Source organism: Kocuria sp. CPCC 205297 (assembly GCF_040981035.1).
GTDB lineage: Bacteria > Actinomycetota > Actinomycetes > Actinomycetales > Micrococcaceae > Kocuria > Kocuria marina.
In genome coordinates, this window is the sequence record NZ_JAVKPY010000006.1 from 140669 (window position 1) to 164695 (window position 24027).

Sequence of the window (24027 nt, forward strand, 5' to 3'; positions counted from 1 at the left end):
CCGCCCGGTAGAGTGGGGGAGAACCTGACGTTGACGCAAGGAGAGAACATGACCCGCATGTTGATCATTGGACCGCCGGGCGCGGGCAAGGGCACCCAGGCCGCGCGGATCTGCGAGCGACTAGGCGTTCCCGCGATCTCGACCGGTGACATCTTTCGCGCCAACATCAAGGAACAGACCGAACTCGGCAAGGAAGCCCAGCGCTACACGGACGCCGGGAACCTGGTCCCGGATTCCGTGACCAACAACATGGTGCGTGACCGGTTGTCGCACGACGACGTCCGCGACGGTTTCCTGCTGGACGGGTACCCGCGCACCGTGGCCCAGGTCCGTGAACTGGACCGGATCCTCGAGGCCAACGGGGTCTCCCTGGACGTGGTGCTGCTGCTTACCGCGGACAACGAGGAACTCGTCTCCCGGTTGTTGGGCCGCGCCCAGGACCAGGGCCGCACGGACGACACCGAGGACGTCATCCGGCACCGTCTGGACGTCTACGACGAGCAGACCGCACCGGTCGTGGAGCTGTACGAGGACCGGGGCATCGTCACGCGCGTGGACGGACTCGGCGGCATCGACGAGGTCACCGAGCGCATCCTGGCGGCATTGCCCGCCTGAGCCGCAATCCACACGAACGGCGCCGCTCGGCCGCGGCCGGGGGTGCGCCGTCGATCACCAGACCCATCACGAGCCCCCAGACCGGCGCGACGCGTCGGTCCGGGGGCTCGCCCGTCAGACGAACATCAACCATCAGGGGAGGTCCCGAGCACCGTGTTCGGACGCCGCAAGATCCAATTGAAGTCGGACGCCGAGTTGGCGGCCATGTCCCGGGCGGGCGTGGTCACGTCACTCGCGCTCGACGCCGCGGTCGCGGCCGCCGTCCCCGGGGCTACCACCGCGGACCTCGACCGTGCATTCCGCGAGATCCTGGACGAGTACGACGCGCAGTCCAACTTCCTGGGCTACTACGGCTACCCGGCCACGGTGTGCACCTCCGTCAACGACGAGGTCGTGCACGGAATCCCCGGGCAGCGCGTCTTGGCGGACGGTGACATCGTATCGATCGACGGCGGTGCGATCGTGGCCGGTTGGCACGGGGACTCCGCGCGCACCGTTCTCGTGGGGACGACCCACGACCCCGCCGACCAGGAACTGTCGGACGTCACGCGTGCGGCCATGTGGCGCGGCATCGCCGCGATGGCCACCGGTACCCACGTGGGGGACATCGGCCGCGCGGTCGAGGACCACGTGCGGGACACCGTGGGCGGGCGTCTCGGGATCCTCGAGGACTACGTGGGCCACGGCATCGGCACCGAGATGCACATGGCCCCGGACGTCCCCAACTACGCGGTCAGCAATCGCGGGCCCAAACTCGTCACGGGCATGGCTCTGGCCATCGAACCGATGCTCGTGCGCGGCGGGATCGAGACCCGCGTGCTCGAGGACGAATGGACGGTCGTGACCACGGACGGCTCGCGCGCGAGCCAGTGGGAGCACACCGTGTGCCGCCACAGCCAGGGCGTGTGGGTGCTCACCGCGGAGGACGGTGGCCGCTCCGAACTCGAACCCTTGGGGGTCCGCCCGGTCCCGATCCCCGCTGCCTGACGGCCTGCCGCCGCAGGTCCGATCGTCACAGCTCGTCCCGCAACGTCCACCCGACCCCTGACACCACAGAACCACCCCGAGAACAGGGAGAGGATTCCCATGACGGCACAACCCGTTGAGATCACCCCGAAACCCAAGACCGGCCAGCTCGTGTTCAAGCCCGCGCGGCGCGGCAAGCCCCCGCTGCACCTCGCGGACTTCGACATGGCCGGCCGCAAGCAGTTCCTGCAGGACGCGGGCTACCCCGCGTTCCGGGCGTCGCAGCTGTCCAAGCACTACTTCGAGCGCTTCGAGGCGGACCCCGCGGCCATGACGGATCTGCCCGCCGCCCAGCGGGACGAGCTCGCGACCAAGGCCCTGCCGCCGCTGTTGACCACCGTGCGGCAATTGCGCGCGGACCAGGGGATGACCGTCAAGTCCGTCCACCGGTTGTTCGACGGCGCCATGGTCGAGTCGGTGCTCATGCGCTACGACAAGCGCGTGACCATGTGCATCTCGTCCCAGGCGGGGTGCGGGATGAACTGCCCGTTCTGTGCGACCGGCCAGTCCGGCCTCACACGCAACCTCTCCGCCGCCGAGATCGCCGATCAAGTGGTCCAGGGTGTGCGGGCGCTGCGCGACGGCATGGTGGGGGACCCGGAGGACGTGCCCCAGCGGGTGTCCAACATCGTGTTCATGGGCATGGGGGAGGCCCTCGCCAACTACAAGGCCACCATGGGTGCCGTACATCGGATCATCGACCCCTCCCCGGAAGGACTCGGGATCTCCGCGCGCGGGCTCACCATGTCCACCGTGGGTCTGGTTCCCGGGATCCGCAAGTTCACCCTCGAGAAGCTGCCCATCACGCTGGCGCTGTCCCTGCACGCCCCGGACGACGAACTGCGCGACGAACTGATCCCCATCAACACTCGCTGGAAGGTGGACGAGGCGCTCGACGCCGCGCGCGACTACTACGACGCCACCGGCCGGCGCGTGTCGATCGAGTACGCGCTGATCCGTGACATCAACGACCAGGGCTGGCGGGCGGACCTGCTGGGGGAGAAGCTCAACAAGCGTGGTGCCGGGTGGGTACACGTGAACCCCATCCCGCTCAACCCCACCCCCGGCTCCAAGTGGACGGCCTCGCGCCGTGGCGTGGAGCAGAACTTCGTGGAGCGCTTGCGCGCCCACGGCATCCCCACCACGGTGCGGGACACTCGCGGCTCCGACATCGACGGCGCGTGCGGCCAGTTGGCCACGGACGTCTGAGCCGGCGCGGGGCCACCCGCGTCGTGAGGGGTGGGCCCAGCGAACGGGCGGCCCGGTGTCGGCCGACGGGACCAGGCTCAGGGACTAGCGGGACCACACTCACGGAAGAGCACCACACTCACGGAAGAGCACTACCGCGGTGTCCGGGGGCTGACGGCGGGGCAGCGCGGCGGCGTCTGGCGCTGCCCTCCAGCTTGCGAAGACGGGCGAAACAGCGTAGTGTCGTGCGTTGGTTGTTTGTGCTCGCAGACCGAGCCGTGCCCACCCATCCTATGACCCCCACTGCGAATCGTAGTGCGGGGTTGTTCGTCTGGGGGGACTACCGGTCCGGGCACCGCCGTCCGGTAGGACAACCGGACCCCTCGAGAAGTTAGCGGAGGATATGGCCAAGAAAGACGGAGTCATCGAGATCGAAGGCACTGTGGTCGAGGCACTGCCCAATGCGTCGTTCCGTGTTGAGCTGACCAACGGTCACAAGGTGCTCGCCCACATCTCTGGCAAGATGCGCCAGCACTACATCCGGATCCTCCCTGAGGACCGCGTCGTGGTGGAGCTCAGCCCCTATGACCTTTCCCGAGGCCGGATCGTCTACCGCTACAAGTAAGACCCAGAACCACCGTGCACGGCCGGTACCCCCGGCCCGGGCGCGGTGTCTCCGGTGCACACGCCATTACTAGTACGCGAAGGAATGCGATGAAGGTCCAACCGAGCGTCAAGCAGATCTGCGACAAGTGCAAGGTGATTCGCCGTAACGGGCGGGTCATGGTGATCTGCGAGAACCCCCGGCACAAGCAGCGCCAGGGCTGACGGGAACGCCCCCACGCAAGTGGATTGACAGAACGGGCACTGCAGCTGGCACCCACAGGTGCGGCAACCCCCGGCACGGAGGCCGGAGACCGGATGTGACGAAACATCCGGGACGCAGTGTTCAAGACCTCCGGACAGTACAAGGAGAACCGCCGATATGGCTCGTCTCGCAGGCGTCGACCTCCCCCGCGAAAAGCGGCTGGAAATCGCGCTGACCTACATCTACGGCGTGGGACGCACGCGCGCTCTCGCAACCCTGGATGCCACCGGCATCTCGGGCGACGTGCGCGTCAAGGATCTCACCGACGCCCAGCTCGTGGAGCTGCGCGACTACATCGAAGGCAACTACAAGGTCGAAGGCGATCTGCGCCGCGAGGTTGCCGCCGACATCCGCCGCAAGGTCGAGATCGGCAGCTACCAGGGACTGCGTCACCGCCGTGGCCTCCCGGTCCACGGCCAGCGCACGAAGACCAACGCTCGCACCCGCAAGGGTCCCAAGCGCACGGTCGCCGGCAAGAAGAAGTAATCGTGGTCGCCACCGCCGCCGGTGGCTGATCTACGTCGAAGATCTTTGTAGGAGAATTCATGGCTCAGAAGACTCGCGCGACGGCTGCTCGCAAGCCGCGTCGCAAGGTTAACAAGAACGTGACGCAGGGCCAGGCCCACATCAAGTCCACGTTCAACAACACCATCGTTTCCATCACCGACCCCTCGGGTGCGGTCCTGTCGTGGGCCTCGGCCGGCGGCATGGGCTTCAAGGGTTCGCGGAAGTCCACCCCGTTCGCCGCGCAGCAGGCCGCCGAGGCCGCTGCCAAGGGCGCGCAGGAGCACGGCATGCGCAAGGTGGACGTGTTCGTCAAGGGCCCCGGTTCGGGCCGCGAGACCGCGATCCGCGCACTGCAGGCCACCGGGTTGGAGGTCGGGTCCATCCAGGACGTCACCCCGTCCGCGCACAACGGCTGCCGGCCCCCCAAGCGCCGCCGCGTCTGACACGTCCCGCGTGGTCGCCCGTGCCCCCTGGGTGCGGGTGACCACGCTTCGACGCGGTGTTTCACGCCTGCTCACCGCGGCACCCACCCATTTTGTTTTCCACCACCTGCGTGCGTCATATGGCGGAGGCACGCTGAAAGGAAACATCAGTGCTCATCGCACAGCGCCCCACCCTCACGGAAGAGGCTGTGGCCGAGAACCGTTCCCGGTTCGTGATCGAACCGCTGGAACCGGGTTTCGGTTACACCCTCGGTAACTCCCTGCGCCGTACGCTCCTGTCCTCCATCCCCGGGGCCTCCGTGACCAGCATCCGCATCGACGGTGTGCTGCACGAGTTCTCCACCGTGGAGGGTGTCAAAGAGGACGTCACCGAGCTCATTCTCAACATCAAGAAACTCTCCCTGTCCTCCGAGGAGGACGAGCCTGTCACCGCGTGGCTGCGCAAGCAGGGCCCGGGCGAGGTCACCGCAGCGGACATCTCCGCCCCGGCCGGTGTCGAGGTCCACAACCCCGATCTGCACATCGCGACCTTGAACTCCAAGGGCCAACTCGAGATCGAGTTGACCATCGAGCGCGGGCGCGGTTACGTCTCGGCGTCGCAGAACAAGTCGGGTGACGCGGAAGTCGGTCGGATCCCCGTGGATTCCATCTACTCCCCCGTCCTGAAGGTGACCTTCCGCGTGGAGGCCACCCGTGTGGAACAGCGCACCGACTTCGACAAGCTCATCCTGGACGTCGAGACCAAGGAAGCCATCTCCCCGCGTGACGCGGTGGCTTCGGCGGGCACCACGCTGGTCGAGCTGTTCGGCCTGGCGCGCGAGCTGAACTCGGCTGCCGAGGGCATCGAGATCGGGCCTTCGCCCACGGACGCCGCGGCTGCCGCGGACATGGCGCTGCCCATCGAGGACCTCGAGCTGTCCGTGCGTTCGTACAACTGCCTCAAGCGCGAGGGCATCCACAGCGTGGGTGAACTCGTGGGCCGCTCCGAAGCGGACCTCATGGACATCCGCAACTTCGGTGCCAAGTCCATCGATGAAGTCAAGGAGAAGCTCGGTGAGCTCGGTCTGGCCCTGAAGGATTCCCCTCCGGGTTACGACCTCGCCGCCCACGCGGCGTCGCTTGAGGACGAGGACGAGAACAACAACCCGTTCGACGTCGATCTCGACTGACGCCCACACCACTTTCCGTGCCCCGCGGCCGCTGAGCGGACCGCACGGGCCCGATCATCAGGAGACCTACTATGCCTACCCCTACCAAGGGACCCCGTCTCGGCGCCGGGCCGACCCACCAGCGCATGATCCTCTCGAACCTGTCGCAGCAGCTGTTCGAGCACAAGCGCATCACCACCACCGTGACCAAGGCCAAGCGCCTGCGTCCCGTGGCCGAGCGCCTGATCACGTTCGCCAAGCGCGGTGACCTCGCGGCCCGCCGTCGCGTCATGCGTCAGCTGACGGACAAGTCCGTGGTGCACGAGCTGTTCACCAGCATCGCGCCCGCCATGGAAGGCCGCGACGGCGGGTACACCCGCATCACCAAGATCGGCAACCGCAAGGGCGACAACGCCCCCATGGCCGTGATCGAGCTCGTCATGGAGCCCGTGGCCAAGCGGGAGACCGTGGCCGAGGCCGAGCGCGCCACGACCAAGGCCGCCGCCGAGCCCGCCGCTCCCGTGGACACCCCCGCCGGTTCTACCGCCGAGGACGTCAAGGAGAACGAGATCCCCGCCGAAGAGCAGGCTCCGGCCATTGGCTCCGAGGAGGCCGCCGAGGTCGCCGAGGAGAACCAGGACGCCGAGTTCGCCGGTTCCCACGCGCCGCTCGAGTCCGGCGAGGCCCCCGAGGGCTTCACCGTCAAGGGCAACCGCAACTCCATGAAGTACCACGTGCCTGGTTCGCGCTGGTACTCCGGCACGACCGCCGAGATCTGGTTCGACTCCCCGGCCAATGCCGAGGCAGCCGGCTTCCAGCCCGCCGGCGGTGCCGCCGCCCAGAAAATCTCCGAGTGATCGGGACTTCTGAATAGCACGACCGTCACGACGCCGCCGCAGGTTCCTGCGGCGGCGTCGTCGTCCTCGGGAGGAACGCACAGATGACGGGGGAGACCCTCAGACTGCGGGTGGAACTGGGCTACGACGGCGCCCCATTCAAGGGCTGGGCCCGGCAACCCGGGCTACCGAGCGTGCAGGGCGCGCTCGAGGACGCGCTCGAGCTGATCTTCCGCGCGCCGTGCGCCACGGTCGTGGCCGGGCGCACGGACACGGGTGTGCATGCGCGTCGGCAGACCGTCCACGTGGACGTTCCCGAGCCGTTGTGGGCCCGGTTCGCGTGCCCGCGTCCCCGCGGTCCCCTGGCAAGTGATGCCGACACCGGCGATCTCAGCGCAAGCGGTCCCGCCGACGTGCAGGACGTCGCGGCCCGCGATGCTGCCGCCGCGGGGCTCACGCGCAAGCTCAACGGCGCCCTCAACCGGGTCCTGGGTAAGGACCGTGCGGCCCACGGCTGGGACTCCGCCGTGGGCGCGATCGTGGTGCACGACGTCGTCGTGGCCCCCGAGGGTTTTGACGCCCGGTTCTCCGTGCTCTCCCGCGGCTACGCGTATCGCGTGGCGGACGCCGTGACCGGCCACGACCCCCTGACGCGCACGTTCTCGTGGTGGGTCCCCTGGCACCTCGACGTGCCCGCGATGGACCGGGCCGTGCGCGAACTGCTGGGGCTGCACGACTTCCTGAGCTTCTGCAAACCCCGCGAGGGCGCCACCACGATCCGCGACCTGCAGCGCGCGGGCGTGCACCGCGACGAGAGCGGCATGATCACGATCGCCCTGCAGGCCGATGCCTTCTGCCACCACATGGTGCGCTGCATCGTGGGCGCGGTGGTCCGCGTGGGGGAGGGGCGGTACGACGCCGCGTGGCCGGGTCAGCGGCTGCGCGCCCGGGTCCGGGACGCGAACGTCCTCATGGCACCCGCGCACGGTCTCGTCCTTGATGCCGTGCGCTATCCCGACCCATCCCAGCTCGCCGAACGCGCCCGGCTCACGCGCGCTCGGCGCCCCGCCCAACACGACGAATAGCGCCCCACGACTGGCGGGGCGGGCGGAGATCCGGTAATATGGAATGCTGTTGTGCGTGTTCTGCCCCGGTTCACGTGTACCCGCATCGGTCGCTCATGTTGCAGAGCGCAGGGCCGTGCGGTGCACCGGGTTGTGGACGCACGGATGCCGCCCGGATCTCACCCGGGCCCCGAAGCACAGCGGAACCATCGGACACGAGCATTCGTGTCATCAGCAGACAAACGAAGGCAGATCAACGTGCGTACGTACACTCCGAAGCCCGGTGACGTCCAGCGTCAGTGGCACGTCATCGACGCCACCGACGTCGTCCTGGGTCGTCTTGCCAGTCAGACCGCAACACTGCTGCGTGGGAAGCACAAGCCGACCTTCGCTCCCCACGTGGACACCGGCGATTTCGTCATCATCATCAACGCGGAAAAGGTCGCCCTCACGGGTGCCAAGCTCGAGAAGAAGCGCGCCTACCGTCACTCCGGCTACCCTGGCGGGCTCAAGTCCACCAGCTACGCCGAGCTGCTCGAGAAGAACCCCACGCGCGCCGTGGAGAAGGCCGTCAAGGGCATGCTGCCCAAGAACAAGCTGGCCGCTCAGCAACTGTCCAAGCTGAAAGTCTACGCCGGTGCCGAGCACGCGCACCAGGCTCAGCAGCCCAAGCCCTACGAATTCACCCAGGTCGCCCAGTAATTCGGGCCAACGAATAACACATAAGGAGAATCGTGGCTCAGAACACTGAAGAGCAGATCACCGAGGACGTGGAGCTGACCAGCTACACCTCCGAGTCCACCGAGCCCGTCGCCGGTGCCGCCCTGTCCGACCGCCCCGCCCTGACCGTCTCCGGCCAGGCCGTGGGCCGCCGCAAGCAGGCCATCGCCCGCGTGCGCGTGGTCCCCGGTTCCGGGCAGTGGAGCGTCAACGGTCGCAGCCTCGAGGAGTACTTCCCCAACAAGCTGCACCAGCAGGAGGTCAACGACCCCTTCCGCCTGCTCGAACTGCAGGGCGCGTACGACGTCATCGCCCGCATCAGCGGCGGCGGCCCCTCCGGCCAGGCCGGTGCGCTGCGCCTCGGCGTGGCCCGCGCGCTCAACGAGATCGACGCCGAGCACAACCGCCCCGCCCTCAAGAAGGCCGGCTTCCTGACCCGTGACGCCCGCGTCATCGAGCGCAAGAAGGCAGGCCTCAAGAAGGCCCGCAAGGCTCCGCAGTACTCCAAGCGCTAAAACGAAGCAGCCCAAGCCTCGGCCGGGCGTTTTCGTGCAGGGTCCCGTTCCTCGGTTTCGGCCGGGGAACGGGACCCTGTTTCGTTGCCCGGGCGTTGCCATGCGGCCATCCGCCGCGGTGACGGACGTAACATGAAGGTGTGGAGCGACGTCGCTCCCGCCGTACCATCGAGAGAGGGCCCGTATGAGCAAGCAGTCGGAGCAGAAGTCGGGGAACGCCGTCGTCGAGGAGCAGCAGGCCGAGACGGAACAGCGCACAGAGCAGCGGGTGGCGGTGGACGAGGCCCTCAAGAAGGAACAGCACCGGGTCTCCGTGGTGGAGGACTACGCGGCCGAACTCGACGAGATCGCGGAGCTCGGGAAGAAACTCCACGACGTGAGCGGGGCGGAACCGTCCACCGCGTGGAAACTGGGCTACCCGTACGACGAGAAGCTGCCCCGCAAGGACTACGAGCGCACCAAGCGGGCCCTGCAGATCGAACTGCTCAAGCTGCAGTTGTGGATCAAGGAGACCGGCCAGAAGCTGCTCATCATCTTCGAGGGCCGGGACGCCGCGGGCAAGGGCGGGGCGATCAAGCGGTTCACGGAGCACCTGAACCCCCGTGGTGCGCGGGTCGTGGCGCTCGAGAAGCCCACGGACATCGAGCAGACGCAATGGTACTTCCAGCGCTACGTCAAGCACCTGCCGTCCGGTGGGGAGATCGTGCTGATGGACCGCTCGTGGTACAACCGGGCGGGTGTGGAACGGGTCATGGGCTACTGCACGTCCCAGCAGTATTACGAGTTCATGCGTCAGGCGCCGGAATTCGAACGGATGCTCGTGAACTCGGACACGCACCTGATCAAGTTCTGGTTCTCCGTAACGCGCGCGGAGCAGCTCGCGCGGTTCCAGTCCCGCCGGACGGACCCGGTGCGGCAGTGGAAGCTCTCGCCCACGGACGTGGCATCCCTGGACAAGTGGGACGACTACACGGAGGCCAAGGAGGCCATGTTCTTCTACACGGACACGGGGGACGCCCCGTGGACCGTGATCAAGTCCAATGACAAGAAACGCGCGCGGCTCGAGGCCATGCGCTACGTCCTGACGCAGTTCGACTACCCCAACAAGGACCACTCCGTGGTGGGCACGCCGGACACCAAGATCGTGGGTGGGGCGGCGGATCTCACGGAGGACAGCAACGAGAACCCGGACGGTTTTCCGGTGGTCCGGCCTGGGAAGGGCTGAGTCGAATGCGCAGGGTTTGCGCGGGCGTTGGTCGTAAGATGACTCTCGATGTCTAGAATCTTTGGAACGGACGGCGTTCGCGGTCTCGCGAACGGCCTCCTCACAGCAGAACTTGCCATGGAGCTGTCCCAGGCGGCGGCGATCGTCCTGGGCCACGGCCACGCGGAGGACGGGAAGCGACCCACCGCCGTCGTGGCACGGGACGGGCGCGCGAGCGGGGAATTCCTCGGCGCGGCCGTGATCGCGGGTCTCGCGAGCTCCGGTGTGGACGTCTACGACGCCGGGATGCTGCCCACACCGGCAGCCGCCTACCTGGTGGGGGACATCGACGCCGATTTCGGCGTGATGATCTCCGCGTCCCACAACCCCGCGCCGGACAACGGCATTAAGTTCCTGGCGCACGGGGGCAAGAAACTGCCGGACTCGATCGAGGACACTATCCAGGAGGTCTACGAGGCCAAGGATTTCCGCCGCCCCACGGGTGCCGAAGTGGGCCGCGTGACCCGCTTGTCGGACGCCGAGGACCGCTACATCCTGCACCTGGTCGGTGCCATCCCGCACCGTCTGGACGGGCTGTCGATCGTGCTCGACTGCGCGAACGGCGCGGCGTCCGGCGCCTCACCGGACGCGTTCCGCGATGCCGGTGCCAAGGTGCACGTGATCGGTGCGGAACCGGACGGGCTGAACATCAACGACGGCGTGGGCTCCACCCACCTGGGTCCGCTCAAGCAGGCCGTGCGTGAGCTGGGCGCGGATCTGGGCATCGCACACGACGGCGACGCAGATCGCTGCCTGGCCGTGGACCACACCGGCACGGAGGTGGACGGCGACCAGATCATGTGCATCCTTGCCATGGCCATGAAGGACGCGGGCAGGCTCAACCAGAACACGCTCGTGGCCACGGTCATGAGCAACCTGGGTCTGCAACTGGCCCTGGACGAGGCCGGGATCCAGCTCGTGCGCGCCTCCGTGGGGGACCGCTACGTCCTGGAATCCATGGTGGCCAACGGCTACAACCTGGGTGGCGAACAGTCCGGGCACGTGATCATGGCGGATTACGCGACCACCGGCGACGGTCTGCTCACGGGTCTGATGCTCGCCTCACGGGTGGCTCAGACAGGCATGCCGTTGCAGGAGCTCGCCAAGTCCATGACGCGCATGCCCCAGGTGATGATCAACGTCAAGGGCGTGGACAAGGCGGCGGCCAAAACGAGCGAACCGGTGCTCGACGCCGTCGCCCGCACGGAGGAGCGGCTCGGCAGCGAGGGCCGGGTGCTATTGCGCCCCTCCGGCACCGAACCCGTGGTGCGGGTCATGGTGGAGGCGGCTTCGCAGGACATCGCCCAGCGCGAGGCGGAAGAGCTCGTGTCCGTGGTGGAACAGCACCTCAGCCTGTAGCGTCACCGTAGGGACCAACGGCGAGGCCCCGCACCGGAAGTGGTGCGGGGCCTCGCCGTTTCCTGACGTCGAAGGGGTGGTGGGTGTCAGCGGATCGTTCCTCCGGTGGTACCGGGCTGCCCCGAGAGGCCGGTCTGCGTGCCGTCCGTGCGCAGCGCGTCGGTGTTGTGCCCGGTGAGCGCGTCGCGGATCTCGGTGAGCAGCACGGTGTTGGGGTCGGCCGGCTCCTCGGTGGGCTCGATGCCCAGCCGGCGGTTGCGGCGTTCGATCATCTTGTTCATGGGCAGCACGATGCAGAAGTACACAGCGGCGGCGATGAGCAGGAAGTTCACGATCGCGGTCAGCAGCACACCGAACTTGACCTGGTTGCCGTTGAACGTGACGGCGGCGAAATTGTCGAAGTTGGGCGAACCGACGAGTCCCGAGATGGCGGGCATGAGGACGTTCTCGACGAGAGCATTGACGATCTTGGAGAAGGCGGCGCCAATAATCACGGCAACGGCCAGATCCATCACGTTGCCCTTCATGATGAATTCTTTGAAACCACTGAGCATGGCGCTCATCGTACAGTGAAAACGGGCCGGAAAATATCAGTTCTTTCGCAGCAGCACCCTGCGGATCTTGTGATCGTGGTCTTTGGAGAGGATCAGCCGGGCGCGGCCGCGCGTGGGACGCACGTTCTGCTCCAAGTTGGGTTCGTTGATCCGCCGCCAGATGTCCGTGGCCACGTCCTGTGCCTGCTCGTCCGTGAGGTCCGCGTAGCGGTGGAAGTAGGACTCGGGGTCCGAGAACGCGGAGGAGCGCAGGGCCTGGAAGCGCTCCACGTACCAGCGTTCGATGTCCTGGGTGCGGGCGTCCACGTAGATGCTGAAGTCGAAGAAATCGCTCAGCGCGAGCGCGGTGCGTTTGCCGCTCTCCAGCTTCGCGGGCGCGAGCACGTTCAGGCCCTCCACGATCACGACGTCTGGGCGGGTCACTACCACTTCTTCGTCCGGGAGGATGTCGTAGGTGACGTGGGAGTACTTGGGGGCACGCACCTCGGGTGCGCCGGACTTGATCTCGGAGACGAAGCGCAGCAGCCCGCGCCGGTCGTAGGACTCGGGGAAGCCCTTGCGGTCCATGAGTCCGCGCCGTCGTAGTTCGGCGTTGGGGTAGAGGAAACCGTCTGTGGTCACGAGCTGCACGTTCGGGGTGGACGGCCAGCGGGCCAGCATCTCGCGCAGCAAGCGGGCCGTGGTGGACTTACCCGCCGCCACGGACCCGGCGATCCCGATCACGAACGGGGTGCGCGCGTGATGCTCGCCCAGGAACGAGTTGGTGGCGGCATTGAGCTGCGTGGAGGACATGTCGTACAGCGTGAGCAACCGCGAAAGGGGCAGATAGACCTCGCGGACCTCGTCCACGTCCAACCGGTCACCGAGACCGCGCAGGTTCTCGATCTCCTGCGCGGTGAGCGGGACCTCGATCTCGTGCGAAAGCCTGGACCAGGTCTGACGATCCAACTCCACGAAAGGGGAGACGCGGTGGGTTATGGGCTGTGTGCTCATGCTCGGACCAGTGTAGGCCCGGGCCCCCTCGCGCAAGGCATTAGGGCGCGTAGCGTTTCCGGTACAGTATTTTTCATGTGTGGAATTGTGGGATATGTGGGCTCGCACCGTGCTGACGGGCGACAGCAGGGTGCGCTCGAGGTGATCCTCGAGGGGCTTCGTCGACTGGAATACCGCGGGTACGACTCCGCGGGCGTCGCAGTGATCGCCGACGGTGCGGTGGAGTACCGCAAGAAGGCCGGGAAGCTGAGCAACCTGATCGGTGAGCTCGAAGCGCACCCCCTGCCGGAATCGAACATCGGGATCGGCCACACCCGCTGGGCCACCCACGGAGGCCCCTCCGACGTCAACGCGCACCCCCACGTGGTCGACGGCGGCAAGCTGGCCATGATCCACAACGGGATCATCGAGAACTTCAGCGAGATCAAGCGCGAACTCAGCGCCCAGGGCGAGAGTTTCACGTCCGAGACGGACACCGAGGTCGCCGCGGTGCTGCTGGCCCGCACGTACAACGCGCAGGGCGCGGACGAGAAGGACCTCACCGTGGCCATGCAGGACACGTGCCGCCGCCTCGAGGGCGCGTTCACGCTGCTGGCCGTTCACGCGGACCACCCGGACCGCGTGGTCGCTGCGCGCCGCAACTCGCCGCTCGTGATCGGGCTGGGCGACGGCGAGAACTTCCTGGGCTCGGACGTCTCCGGTTTCATCGACTATACCAAGCGGGCCGTGGAGATGGGCCAGGACCAGATCGTGACCATCACCGCGGACGACTACACGATCGTGGACTTCCACGGCAACGCCGCCGAGGGCAAGCCCTTCGACATCGAGTGGGACGCCGCCGCCGCGGAGAAGGACGGCTACCCGTCCTTCATGGAGAAGGAAATCCACGACCAGCCCGCCGCCGTGGGCGACACCCTGCTGGGCCGCCTGGACGAGAACGGCCGGCTCACGCTGGACGAGATCAAGATCGACGAGACCGTGCTGCGCTCGATCGACAAGATCGTGGTGATCGCATGCGGTACCGCAGCATACGCCGGGCAGGTCGCGCGCTACGCGATCGAGCACTGGTGCCGGATCCCCACCGAGGTGGAGCTCGCGCACGAGTTCCGCTACCGCGATCCGATCGTGAACGAGAAGACCCTGGTGGTCGCGGTCTCCCAGTCCGGCGAGACCATGGACACCCTCATGGCCGTGCGTCACGCGCAGGAGCAGGGCGCCAAGGTCGTGGCGATCTGCAACACGAACGGTTCCACAATCCCGCGCGAGGCGGACGCCGTGCTCTACACGCACGCGGGTCCCGAGATCGCGGTGGCCTCCACCAAGGCGTTCCTCGCCCAGATCACCGCGGCGTACCTGCTGGGCCTGTACCTGGCCCAGTTGCGCGGCAACAAGTTCAAGGACGAGATCTCCACCATGCTGGCCGAGCTTGAGGCCATGCCCGCCAAGATCCAGCGCGTGCTGGACGAGGTGGAGCCGCAGGTCAAGGAACTCGCGACCGGGATGAAGGACGCCGGCTCCGTGCTGTTCCTGGGCCGTCACGTGGGCTTCCCCGTGGCCATGGAGGGCGCCCTGAAGCTCAAGGAGATCGCGTACATCCATGCGGAGGGCTTCGCCGCCGGTGAGCTAAAGCACGGGCCGATCGCGCTGATCGACCAGGGCCAGCCCGTGTTCGTGATCGTCCCCTCGCCCAATGGCCGGGACTCGCTGCACGCCAAGGTGGTCTCCAACATCCAGGAGATCCGCGCTCGCGGTGCCGAGACCATCGTGATCGCTGAGGAGGGCGACGACACTGTGCGCGAGTTCGCCAACCACGTCTTCTACGTCCCCGAGGCGCCTACGCTGCTGCAGCCGCTGCTGGCCACGGTGCCGCTGCAGATTTTCGCGTGCGAACTCGCCGGGGCCAAGGGCTACGACGTGGACCAGCCGCGCAACCTGGCCAAGTCCGTGACCGTGGAGTAATCATCCGGTTCGTCCGTCCGACGGCGGGTGACGCTTCCCGCGGGAGCGTCGCCCGCCGTCGTCGTACCCGGGCATGCCGCGACGCCCATGGGGGCCGTGCCGCGGCGCCCGTGAGGGGTCGGGCGGCGCCGGTAGGCTGGCGACATGATTGTGGGCACCGGCGTGGACATCGTGGACATCGCGCGTTTCGAACGACAGCTGGAGCGCACGCCGCGATTGCGGGAACGCCTGTTCGTCCCGCACGAACGGGAGCTGCACCCGCGCTCGCTGGCCGCGCGCTTCGCGGTCAAGGAGGCCGCGGCCAAGGCGCTGCTGGCCCCGCCGGGGATGATCTGGCAGGACTGCTGGATCAGCAACGACGCCCACGGCGCTCCCCGTCTGCACACCGCGGGCACCGTGGCCGAGCAGGCGCAGCGCAGGGGCGTGGAAACATGGCACGTAACGATCTCCCACGACGGCGGCATGGCCGTGGCGTTCGTCGTGGCCGAGGGACAGGGAGGACACCGCGATGATTGAGGCGTACTCGGGCGAGAGTATCCGGGCCGCGGAACAGCCGCTGCTGGACGAGGGCTACGGGGACGTGCTGATGCGTCGTGCGGCCCTGGGACTGGCCCGCGGCTGCGAAGCGCAGTTGCGCTTGGCCAACCGGAGAGGGTTGTTGGGTGGCACCACGGCGGTGCTGCTCGTGGGCTCGGGCAACAACGGCGGGGACGGACTGTGGGCGGGCGCGTTCCTGCGCCGCAGCGGCGTGAAGGTCGTGGCCATCCTGACCGGCACGCGCGTGCACGAACAGGGCCTGCGGGCGCTGCTCGCTCGCGGCGGCACCGCGCTGCGGCTCACCGACCAGGACGGCGAGGAGCGCGAACTCTCGGACGCCGTGGCCGCCGCGCACCCGGTGGAGGTGTCCCGCGCGGTCTCCCTCATGGCCGACGCCCACCTGATCGTGGACGCCGTGCTCGGCACCGGTGCGCAGGGCGGGCTGCGGGGTACGGCCGCCGAGCTCGTGCGGGCGTTCACCGAACGGCAGCGGGATCCCGCCGCCGCGCGTGAACGGCGCTTCCCACGGATCGTGGCGTGCGACCTCGTCTCCGGCGTCAGCGCGGACACCGGCGAGGCTCCCGAGCCGGTCCTGCATGCCCACGCGACCATCACGTTCGGCGGGGCCAAGACGGGCCACGTGGTGTCCCCGGGGGAGCAGGCCACGGGGGCGCTCACGGTGGTGCCCATCGGGATCGAGGACCGGCTGAGCGACCCCGCCGTGCACCGGCTCGAACCGCGTGACGTGCTCGCCGCGTGGCCGCGTCCCGGTGCGACCGACACTAAGTACACCCGAGGTGTGCTGGGCGTCGTGGCCGGCGCGTCGAGCTATCCGGGCGCGGCGATCATGTGCACCCAGGCGGCGGTCAACGCTGGCGCGGGGATGGTCCGCTTCCTGGGGGATTCGACCACGCGCGGCATGGTGCTCGCGCGCAGTCCGGAGGTCGTGTGCTCGGACGACCAGCCGTGGGACGTCCACGTCCAGGCGTGGCTCGCGGGCCCCGGCGTGGTGGGGGACGAGTCCCAGGCCGCGCGCGTGCAGGCAATCATCGAGGCCCAGGAGCCGGCTGTGCTGGACGCAGGTGCGCTCGACGCCGCTGCGCGATCCGTGGTCGACGCCGCTCTGGGCCCCCATAAGATCCTCACGCCCCACGCGGGGGAGCTGTCCCAGGTCTTCGAGTGGCTCCACGGTTTCGGGGTGTGCGATTCCACGGTGGAGCGCTCCGAGATCGAGGCCAACCCCGTGCACTGGGCCGGTGAAGCCGCGCGCCTCACGGGCGCCACGGTGTTGCTCAAGGGCGCGTCCACCGTGATCGCGTCCCCCGTGGGACGGAACGGGGACGCATGCGAGGACGGGAACGCTTCCGGGCGCGACGAATGCCTGTGCCTGAGCATCGGCCACGCGAGCCCCTGGCTGGCCACGGCGGGTTCGGGGGACACCCTTGCCGGGATCCTGGGCACGGTCGTGGCCCACGTGGCCGAGCACCCGGACGCGCTCGCGGTCCTGGGCGACTGGGCCCGCGGGGACGGTCGCTGGGCGGCCGCCGCGGCCCTCGGGGCCGGTCTGCACGCGGTGGCCTCACGGGCGGATGGGGAGGGCCCCGTCCCGCCGTCGGTGCTCGCGGAGAACGTGCGCGCGGTGCTGACCCGTCCGTGAGCCGCGACCCGAACGACTATTGTTAGTGGCTGGCTGTGAGCGGGGATCCGCTCACAGCCCCACGACACGCTGAGGAGAAGTACATGGAAGTTTGGCCAGGACAACCGTACCCGTTGGGCGCCACGTTCGACGGCACGGGGACCAATTTCGCGCTCTTCTCCGAGGTCGCGGACCGTGTGGAACTGTGCCTGTTCGAGGAGGACGGCACGGAGACGCGCGTGGAGGTCACCGCCGTGGACAGCTACGTGTGGCACTGCTACCTCCCCCAGGTGCAGCCCGGTCAGCGCTATGGGTACCGGGTGCACGGGCCGTGGGATCCGTCCCAGGGGTTGCGGTGCAACCCGGACAAGTTGCTCCTGGACCCCTACGCCAAGGCCGTGGAGGGCGGGATCGACTGGGACGAGTCCCTGTTCTCCTACAACTTCGGCGACGAGGACTCCGAGAACCACCAGGACTCCGCGGAACACATGATGAAGGGCGTGGTGATCAACCCGTTCTTCGACTGGGAGGGTGACCGCACCCCGCGCACCCCGTACCACAAGTCCGTGATCTACGAGGCCCACGTCAAGGGCCTCACCATGCAGCACCCGGAGGTCCCGGAGGAACAGCGCGGCACGTACGCCGGTGTGTCCCACCCCGCGGTCATCGAACACCTGCAGAAGCTGGGTGTCACCGCGATCGAACTGATGCCCGTGCACCAGTTCGTCCAGGACTCCACGCTGCTCGAGAAGGGGCTGCGCAACTACTGGGGGTACAACACCATCGCGTTCTTCGCGCCCCACAACGAGTACAGCGCGGCCTCCCACCTGGGCAGCCAGGTCCAGGAGTTCAAGGCCATGGTGCGCGCACTGCACCAAGCGGACATCGAGGTCATCCTGGACGTGGTGTACAACCACACGGCCGAGGGCAACCACATGGGCCCCACACTGTCCATGAAGGGCATCGACAACACCGCGTACTACCGCACCGTGGACGACGACCAGAAGTTCTACATGGACTACACGGGTACCGGTAACTCCCTGAACGTGCGTCACCCCCACTCGCTGCAGCTGATCATGGACTCGCTGCGCTACTGGGTCACCGAGATGCACGTGGACGGTTTCCGTTTCGACCTCGCCGCCACGCTGGCCCGTGAGTTCTACGACGTGGACAAGCTCTCCACGTTCTTCGAACTCGTCCAGCAGGACCCTATCGTCTCGCAGGTCAAGCTGATCGCCGAGCCCTGGGACATCGGTCCCGGTGGCTACCAGGTGGGCAACTTCCCGCCGCAGTGGACCGAGTGGAACGGCAAGTACCGGGACACCGTGCGTGATTTCTGGCGCGGGGAGCCCTCGACCCTGGGGGAGTTCGCGTCCCGTGTCACCGGTTCCGCGGACCTCTACGAGAACAGCGGCCGGCGCCCCTTCGCCTCGGTGAACTTCGTGACCGCCCACGACGGCTTCACACTGCGGGACCTCGTGTCCTACAACGAGAAGCACAACGAGGAGAACGGCGAGGACAACAACGACGGTGAGTCCCACAACCGCTCGTGGAACTGCGGTGAAGAGGGGCCCACGGACGATCCCGAGGTGCTCGCGATGCGTGCGCGTCAGCAGCGCAACTTCATCGCCACGCTCATGCTGTCCCAGGGCACGCCCATGCTGCTGCACGGTGACGAGGCGGGGCGCACCCAGAAGGGCAACAACAACACGTACTGCCAGGACAACGAGCTCACGTGGATCAACTGGGAGAAGGTGGATACCCCGCTCGTGGAGTTCACCTCGGTGATCACCCACCTGCGCCACGAACACCCCACGTTCCGCCGCTCGGAGTTCTTCGACGGGCGTCCCGTGGACATGGGCGAGCGTGCCGAGGGCGATCCCATGCCGGACATTGCGTGGCTCAACACGGACGGCACGCCCATGGTGCCCGCCGACTGGGACGAGCCCCTGGCTCGTGCCGTGGGCATGTGGCTCAACGGTCAGGGCATCACGGGAGTGGATATGCGCGGTCGCCGGATCACGGACGTGAACTTTATCGTGTACTTCAACTCCAACCCCGAGCCCGTGGACGTCACACTGCCCCCGGCCGGCTACGGCATGAAGTGGGAGGAGATCGTGGACACCGCCGGCGAGCATGCGGACGGTGCCGTGCGCGGGCACTCCTCCACGTTGCGGATGGCAGGCAAGTCCACGGTGCTGTTGCGCGCGTGGGAGGCCCCCGAGGAAGAGCCGGACGCCTCCGTGGCCGCGTCCGTCGCGGCAGCGGTGTACGCGGCGTCGTCCGACGACGCTTGAGCGCCCCGCGGTGCGTGACCGGGCAGATCGCCCGCAGCCCGCGCCGCGCTGAACATGACTGCGGACGCGTCACCCCACACGGGTGGCGCGTCCGCCGTTTACGTCACGGTGCTCGTTGAGCGCGGAGTGACTGGCCCGAGCGCGCGCATTCGGCCAGACTGTAAGGGTGCTGACACCCACTTCAACGTACCGGTTGCAAATCACGACCCAGCAGGACCTGCATCGCGCGGCGGAACTGGTCCCCTACATCAAGCGTCTGGGGGCGGGGTGGGTGTACCTCTCGCCCATCCTGCGGGCCACGAGCGGCTCGGACCACGGGTACGACGTCGTGGATCCCACCGAGGTGGATCCCGAACGCGGGGGATCGGAGGGTCTGAAGGCACTGTCCGATGCCGCGCACGAGGCCGGACTGGGCGTCGTCGTGGACATCGTGCCCAACCACCAGGGCGTGGCCGCCCCGCAGGAGAACCCGTGGTGGTGGTCGCTGCTCGAGAAGGGGCAGGACAGCCCCTACGCGGACGCGTTCGACGTGGACTGGCAGGCCGGCGGCGGCAAGATCTTGATCCCGGTGCTCGGCGACGGTGACGAGGACCTCTCCGCGCTCACCGTCCAGGACGGGACGCTGCGCTACTACGACAACGTCTACCCCCTGGCCGAGGGCACGTACCGCGAGGGCGACGATCCCGCCGAGGTGCACGGGCGGCAGCACTACGAACTGATCAACTGGCGCCGCGGTGACTCCGAGCTGAACTACCGCCGGTTCTTCACCGTGGCCACGCTCGCCGGGGTGCGGGTCGAGGACGCCCGTGTCTTCGAGGAGTCCCACGCGGAGGTCGCGCGCTGGTTCCGCGAGGGACTCGTGGACGGGCTGCGCATCGATCACCCGGACGGGGTGCGGGACCCGCAGGACTACCTCGGGAAGCTGGCCGTGCTCACGGACGGCGCGTGGACCGTCGTCGAGAAGATCTTGGAACCGGGGGAGTACCTGCCCGAACAGTGGCGCACGGCCGGGACCACGGGCTACGACTCGATGGGCTGGATCGACCGGGTGCTCACGGACGCACGCGGGCACTACGAGCTCGCCTCATTGGACACCAAGCTGCGCGGTGGTCAGCCCGTGCGCTGGGACCCGCTGATCCACGAGACCAAGCGCCGGATGGCGGACGCTGGCCTGGCCGCAGAGGTGCACCGCCTGGTGCGCGAACTGCCGGCCGACTTCCCGCACGGGGCCGCGGCGTCGTACGACGGTCTCGCCGAGATCCTCGCCAACTTCCCGGTGTACCGCACGTACCTGCCCGAGGGCGCGCAGTACCTGCGCGACGCGGTCGCCGCCGCGCGGCGGTGGCGCCCCGAGCTCGCGGACGTGCTCGACGACCTCGCACGTGAACTCGGCGGGGACGTGAACGGCACCCTGAGCGGAGTGGCGCAGCGTTTCCAGCAGACCTCGGGCATGGTCATGGCCAAGGGCGTGGAAGACACCGCGTTCTACCGATACCCCAAGCTCTCCTCCCTCACCGAGGTGGGCGGTGACCCCTCGGTCTTCTCGCTCACGCCCGAGCAGTTCCACGCGGAGGCGGCGCGGCGGCAGCGTGAATCGCCCGCGACCATGAACGCACTGACCACCCACGACACCAAGCGCTCGGCATCGGTGCGTGCGCGGATCACGGTGCTCTCGGAGCAGCCCAGGGCCTGGTCCGAGACCGTGGCCACGCTCGTCAACCGCGCCAAGGACGCGCAGATCGAGCTGGCGGACGGACCCGCCGTGAACCTCGTCCTGCAGGCCGTGGTGGGTGCGTGGCCGCTCGAGCGCGATCGTGCCGTGGACTACGCGATGAAGGCCGTGCGCGAGGCGTCCGTGTCCACCGCGTGGGTGGACGGGGACGAGCACTTCGAGGCGGAGCTGACCCGGTTCATCGACTTCCTCTTCAGCAACCCGCGCGCCCGCGGCATCGTGGAGGGGTGCGTGGAGCGCGTGAGCGCACCGGGGTTCAGCAACGCCCTGGCGGCCACCGCGCTGCAGCTGACCCTGCCGGGCGTCCCGGACGTCTACCAGGGGCAGGAGTTGTGGGAACCGTCGCTCGTGGACCCCGACAACCGTCGGCCCGTGGACTTCGCGGCGCGCGAGCAGATGTTGGCACGGCTCGACGCCGCTCGGCCGGGTTCCGCGGACGCCACCCCGCCCGTGGACGGCACGGGGGCGGCGCGCATGCTGTTGACCTCGCGCGCCCTGCGGCTGCGCGGCGAGCACCCCGAGCTGTTCACGGAGTACATACCGCTGGAGTTCCGGGGCGCGCTCGCCGAGCACGCCCTGGGCTTCGACCGCGGCGGCGTGGCCACCGTGGTCACCCGCTTCCCCGCGACCCTCGCCCCCGAGGGCGGCTTCACGGACGAGACCGTGGTCCTCGCGCCGGGGACGTGGCAGGACGTCCTCACGCACCGCGAGTACACCACGGACCAGGACGGCGCCCTGCGCCTGGCCGACCTCCTCTTCACCTACCCCGTGGCGATCCTGCGCCGGAAGGACGGCTGAGACATGACCCAGGACCATCGTTTCGACGTGTGGGCACCCCACGCCCGCAAGGTCACCGTCCGCATCGACGGTGTGGACCACCCCATGCAGGGCCTGGGCGATCGCCCCGGCTGGTGGACGCTGCCCGACGACGCCGACGTCCCCCGGGGCACCGTGCGCTACGGCTACCTGCTGACCAAGGTCTTCGACGAGGGCACGGACAAAGAACGCACTTCGGTGTCCGAGGTGCTTCCAGACCCGCGCTCACGCCGCCAGCCGCAAGGTGTGCACGATTTGTCCTGCACGTTCGACCCGGACGCCTTCGAATGGCACGACGCCGCGTGGCGGCCGCGTCCGCTGCGGGACTCGGTGCTCTATGAACTGCACCCCGGGACGTTCACCCCGGAGGGCACGCTCGATGCGGCGATCGGCAAGTTGGACCACCTCGTGGACCTCGGCGTGGACGCCGTGGAACTGTTGCCCGTCAACGGGTTCAACGGGGACCACAACTGGGGCTACGACGGCGTCGCCTGGTACACCGTGGATGAGTCCTACGGTGGGCCTGAGGCCTATCAGCGGTTCGTGGACGCGTGCCACACCAAGGGCATCGCCGTGATCCAGGACGTGGTCTACAACCACCTGGGACCCAGCGGGAACTACCTGCCGCTCTTCGCGGAGTACTTCAAGCCCGGGGCCTCCAGCTGGGGGGACCTGATCAACCTGGACGGGTGGGGTTCGGACGGGGTGCGTGAGTACATCCTGGACAACATCACCATGTGGCTGCGCGAGTACCACGTGGACGGGTTCCGCCTGGACGCCGTGCATGCGCTCGCCGATTCCCGTGCCACGCACATCCTGGAGCAGATCGCCCAGCGCATCGCGGCGGAGTCCGAGCGCACGGGTAAGGAGCTCGTGGCCATCGCGGAATCCGACCTCAACGATCCCCGCATGATCGCGGGTACGGAGGGGCACGGTCTGGGCATGGACGCGCAGTGGCTCGACGACGTCCACCACGCCGCGCACGTGGCGTTCACCGGGGAGACCCACGGGTACTACGGGGACTTCGCATCCCTGCACGCCCTGGAGAAGACCATGCACACGGCGTACTTCCACAACGGGACGTACTCCACATTCCGTGGCCGCTCGCACGGCCGCGAGATCGATCCTGCCGAGCAGCGGCCGTGGCAGTTCGTGACGTTCCTGCAGAACCACGACCAGGTGGGCAACCGCGCGGCCGGGGACCGGATGAACCACGGCATGAGTGTGGACCGGGCGATCGCGGCCGCCACGTGGCTGCTCACCCAGCCCTACACGCCCATGCTGTTCATGGGCGAGGAGTTCGGGGCCAGCACGCCGTGGCAGTTCTTCACGGCCCACCCCGAACCCGATCTGGGGGAGGCCGTGGCCGCGGGCCGCAAGGCGGAATTCGCCGCGATGGCCTGGGATCACGCGACCGTCCCGGATCCCCAGGACCCGCAGACGTTCGAACGTTCCAAGCTCGACTGGGGCGAGGTGCGCGAGGGTGAGCACCAGCGCATCCTGGACGCCTACCGAGAGCTGATCGCGCTGCGCCACGACACCCCGGAGCTCACCGATCAGAACTGGGCCACCGTGGCCACCCAGGCGAGCGATTCCGAGCAGTGGTTCGTACTCAAGCGGATGAGCGAGCCGGAGTCCGAACACGGCGTGGTCGTGGCCGTGAACCTCTCGGACTCCGAACGCGAGCTGCCGCTCATGGGCGGTGACGCCCCGCGGGTGCTCTTCGCGAGTGGCACGGACCCTGACATTACGACGACGCCGGGCGCGGTGCGGCTCGCGCCGGAGACGGCGGTGGTGCTGCGCGTGTAGCTATGCGTGTGGCGTCGTTCTGCGCGGCGTCGGTGTGTGCGGCCGGATTCCATGCGGGGCCCGCGCGGGCCCCGCCGCGGCGTCGTCGTGCGGGCTGCTGCACCGGGCCCGGGACGTGACCGTTACCTGCTTCGAGTCAGC

General features: G+C 68.1%; 22 protein-coding genes. 20 read left to right on the forward strand and 2 right to left on the reverse strand.

The features are described 5' to 3' along the window. The first annotated feature begins 48 nt into the window (after positions 1–48). From RF650_RS07295 to glmM, 14 genes are all read left to right on the forward strand, one after another. Positions 49–615, forward strand: coding sequence for an adenylate kinase (locus tag RF650_RS07295; RefSeq protein ID WP_064847280.1), 567 nt, complete (start codon positions 49–51; stop codon positions 613–615). 153 nt (positions 616–768) lie between these two features. After that, entirely contained in the window at positions 769–1602 is an 834-nt protein-coding gene (map, locus tag RF650_RS07300) for a type I methionyl aminopeptidase (protein WP_368814521.1), read from the forward strand. A 99-nt stretch (positions 1603–1701) separates the two neighbouring features. Continuing rightward, positions 1702–2850 carry a 23S rRNA (adenine(2503)-C(2))-methyltransferase RlmN gene (gene rlmN / locus RF650_RS07305; protein WP_368814522.1) on the forward strand — a complete coding sequence of 383 codons (1149 nt, stop codon included), beginning with the start codon at positions 1702–1704 and terminating at the stop codon, positions 2848–2850. Positions 2851–3232: 382 nt separating this feature from the next. Continuing rightward, positions 3233–3454 carry a translation initiation factor IF-1 gene (infA, locus tag RF650_RS07310; RefSeq protein ID WP_012397711.1) on the forward strand — a complete coding sequence of 74 codons (222 nt, stop codon included), beginning with the start codon at positions 3233–3235 and terminating at the stop codon, positions 3452–3454. An 89-nt stretch (positions 3455–3543) separates the two neighbouring features. Then, positions 3544–3657 (forward strand): 50S ribosomal protein L36, encoded by a 114-nt coding sequence (rpmJ, locus tag RF650_RS07315; protein ID WP_012397712.1) that lies wholly within the window; start codon positions 3544–3546, stop codon positions 3655–3657. A 157-nt stretch (positions 3658–3814) separates the two neighbouring features. Next, positions 3815–4183 (forward strand): 30S ribosomal protein S13, encoded by a 369-nt coding sequence (gene rpsM / locus RF650_RS07320; protein ID WP_035959599.1) that lies wholly within the window; start codon positions 3815–3817, stop codon positions 4181–4183. 59 nt (positions 4184–4242) lie between these two features. Beyond that, positions 4243–4647 carry a 30S ribosomal protein S11 gene (rpsK, locus tag RF650_RS07325; RefSeq protein WP_012397714.1) on the forward strand — a complete coding sequence of 135 codons (405 nt, stop codon included), beginning with the start codon at positions 4243–4245 and terminating at the stop codon, positions 4645–4647. 149 nt (positions 4648–4796) lie between these two features. Then, complete coding sequence (locus tag RF650_RS07330) at positions 4797–5816, forward strand: DNA-directed RNA polymerase subunit alpha (protein ID WP_064847278.1); 1020 nt, start codon at positions 4797–4799, stop codon at positions 5814–5816. 71 nt (positions 5817–5887) lie between these two features. Beyond that, on the forward strand, positions 5888–6652 hold the full coding sequence (gene rplQ / locus RF650_RS07335; protein WP_035959585.1) for a 50S ribosomal protein L17: 765 nt from the start codon (positions 5888–5890) through the stop codon (positions 6650–6652). 83 nt (positions 6653–6735) lie between these two features. Next, positions 6736–7716: a tRNA pseudouridine(38-40) synthase TruA gene (locus tag RF650_RS07340; protein WP_368814523.1), complete on the forward strand. Its 981-nt coding sequence runs from the start codon at positions 6736–6738 to the stop codon at positions 7714–7716. A gap of 237 nt (positions 7717–7953) precedes the next feature. Then, positions 7954–8397, forward strand: coding sequence for a 50S ribosomal protein L13 (gene rplM / locus RF650_RS07345; RefSeq protein ID WP_368814524.1), 444 nt, complete (start codon positions 7954–7956; stop codon positions 8395–8397). A gap of 32 nt (positions 8398–8429) precedes the next feature. Continuing rightward, positions 8430–8930: a 30S ribosomal protein S9 gene (gene rpsI, locus RF650_RS07350; protein WP_064847346.1), complete on the forward strand. Its 501-nt coding sequence runs from the start codon at positions 8430–8432 to the stop codon at positions 8928–8930. 184 nt (positions 8931–9114) lie between these two features. After that, positions 9115–10155: a polyphosphate kinase 2 gene (gene ppk2, locus RF650_RS07355; RefSeq protein WP_131332474.1), complete on the forward strand. Its 1041-nt coding sequence runs from the start codon at positions 9115–9117 to the stop codon at positions 10153–10155. Positions 10156–10203: 48 nt separating this feature from the next. Further along, entirely contained in the window at positions 10204–11553 is a 1350-nt protein-coding gene (gene glmM, locus RF650_RS07360) for a phosphoglucosamine mutase (RefSeq protein ID WP_368814525.1), read from the forward strand. A gap of 86 nt (positions 11554–11639) precedes the next feature. Here the strand turns inward: glmM and mscL are convergent, their stop codons facing one another. After that, positions 11640–12107 (reverse strand): large conductance mechanosensitive channel protein MscL, encoded by a 468-nt coding sequence (gene mscL / locus RF650_RS07365; RefSeq protein ID WP_242670606.1) that lies wholly within the window; start codon positions 12105–12107, stop codon positions 11640–11642. Between the two features lie 36 nt (positions 12108–12143). Next, positions 12144–13100: a type I pantothenate kinase gene (coaA, locus tag RF650_RS07370; RefSeq protein ID WP_131332476.1), complete on the reverse strand. Its 957-nt coding sequence runs from the start codon at positions 13098–13100 to the stop codon at positions 12144–12146. 75 nt (positions 13101–13175) lie between these two features. Between coaA and glmS the strand changes: the two genes are divergently transcribed. From glmS to treZ, 6 genes are all read left to right on the forward strand, one after another. After that, positions 13176–15059: a glutamine--fructose-6-phosphate transaminase (isomerizing) gene (gene glmS / locus RF650_RS07375; RefSeq protein WP_131332477.1), complete on the forward strand. Its 1884-nt coding sequence runs from the start codon at positions 13176–13178 to the stop codon at positions 15057–15059. A 144-nt stretch (positions 15060–15203) separates the two neighbouring features. After that, the gene (locus RF650_RS07380; RefSeq protein WP_131332478.1) at positions 15204–15575 is read left to right on the forward strand and encodes a holo-ACP synthase; all 372 of its coding nucleotides are present in this window, start codon (positions 15204–15206) and stop codon (positions 15573–15575) included. Further along, positions 15568–17253: a bifunctional ADP-dependent NAD(P)H-hydrate dehydratase/NAD(P)H-hydrate epimerase gene (locus tag RF650_RS07385; RefSeq protein ID WP_368814526.1), complete on the forward strand. Its 1686-nt coding sequence runs from the start codon at positions 15568–15570 to the stop codon at positions 17251–17253. Before RF650_RS07380 ends, RF650_RS07385 begins: the two co-directional genes overlap by 8 nt. 83 nt (positions 17254–17336) lie before the next feature. Then, positions 17337–19529 carry a glycogen debranching protein GlgX gene (gene glgX / locus RF650_RS07390; protein ID WP_131332480.1) on the forward strand — a complete coding sequence of 731 codons (2193 nt, stop codon included), beginning with the start codon at positions 17337–17339 and terminating at the stop codon, positions 19527–19529. Between the two features lie 166 nt (positions 19530–19695). Beyond that, the gene (treY, locus tag RF650_RS07395) at positions 19696–22059 is read left to right on the forward strand and encodes a malto-oligosyltrehalose synthase (RefSeq protein ID WP_368814527.1); all 2364 of its coding nucleotides are present in this window, start codon (positions 19696–19698) and stop codon (positions 22057–22059) included. Between the two features lie 3 nt (positions 22060–22062). Continuing rightward, positions 22063–23886, forward strand: a complete 1824-nt coding sequence (gene treZ / locus RF650_RS07400; protein ID WP_368814528.1) for a malto-oligosyltrehalose trehalohydrolase — start codon at positions 22063–22065, stop codon at positions 23884–23886. Positions 23887–24027: the final 141 nt, after the last annotated feature.

What these genes read in the sequence shown, in the direction of transcription:
- RF650_RS07295 (WP_064847280.1), top strand. Translation starts at nt 49, where the DNA reads ATGACCCGCATGTTGATCATTGGACCGCCGGGCGCGGGCAAGGGCACC.
- rlmN (WP_368814522.1), top strand. Translation starts at nt 1,702, where the DNA reads ATGACGGCACAACCCGTTGAGATCACCCCGAAACCCAAGACCGGCCAG.
- infA (WP_012397711.1), top strand. Translation starts at nt 3,233, where the DNA reads ATGGCCAAGAAAGACGGAGTCATCGAGATCGAAGGCACTGTGGTCGAG.
- rpmJ (WP_012397712.1), top strand. Translation starts at nt 3,544, where the DNA reads ATGAAGGTCCAACCGAGCGTCAAGCAGATCTGCGACAAGTGCAAGGTG.
- rpsM (WP_035959599.1), top strand. Translation starts at nt 3,815, where the DNA reads ATGGCTCGTCTCGCAGGCGTCGACCTCCCCCGCGAAAAGCGGCTGGAA.
- rpsK (WP_012397714.1), top strand. Translation starts at nt 4,243, where the DNA reads ATGGCTCAGAAGACTCGCGCGACGGCTGCTCGCAAGCCGCGTCGCAAG.
- rplQ (WP_035959585.1), top strand. Translation starts at nt 5,888, where the DNA reads ATGCCTACCCCTACCAAGGGACCCCGTCTCGGCGCCGGGCCGACCCAC.
- RF650_RS07340 (WP_368814523.1), top strand. Translation starts at nt 6,736, where the DNA reads ATGACGGGGGAGACCCTCAGACTGCGGGTGGAACTGGGCTACGACGGC.
- ppk2 (WP_131332474.1), top strand. Translation starts at nt 9,115, where the DNA reads ATGAGCAAGCAGTCGGAGCAGAAGTCGGGGAACGCCGTCGTCGAGGAG.
- glmM (WP_368814525.1), top strand. Translation starts at nt 10,204, where the DNA reads ATGTCTAGAATCTTTGGAACGGACGGCGTTCGCGGTCTCGCGAACGGC.
- mscL (WP_242670606.1), bottom strand. Translation starts at nt 12,107, where the DNA reads ATGCTCAGTGGTTTCAAAGAATTCATCATGAAGGGCAACGTGATGGAT.
- coaA (WP_131332476.1), bottom strand. Translation starts at nt 13,100, where the DNA reads ATGAGCACACAGCCCATAACCCACCGCGTCTCCCCTTTCGTGGAGTTG.
- glmS (WP_131332477.1), top strand. Translation starts at nt 13,176, where the DNA reads ATGTGTGGAATTGTGGGATATGTGGGCTCGCACCGTGCTGACGGGCGA.
- RF650_RS07380 (WP_131332478.1), top strand. Translation starts at nt 15,204, where the DNA reads ATGATTGTGGGCACCGGCGTGGACATCGTGGACATCGCGCGTTTCGAA.
- RF650_RS07385 (WP_368814526.1), top strand. Translation starts at nt 15,568, where the DNA reads ATGATTGAGGCGTACTCGGGCGAGAGTATCCGGGCCGCGGAACAGCCG.
- glgX (WP_131332480.1), top strand. Translation starts at nt 17,337, where the DNA reads ATGGAAGTTTGGCCAGGACAACCGTACCCGTTGGGCGCCACGTTCGAC.
- treZ (WP_368814528.1), top strand. Translation starts at nt 22,063, where the DNA reads ATGACCCAGGACCATCGTTTCGACGTGTGGGCACCCCACGCCCGCAAG.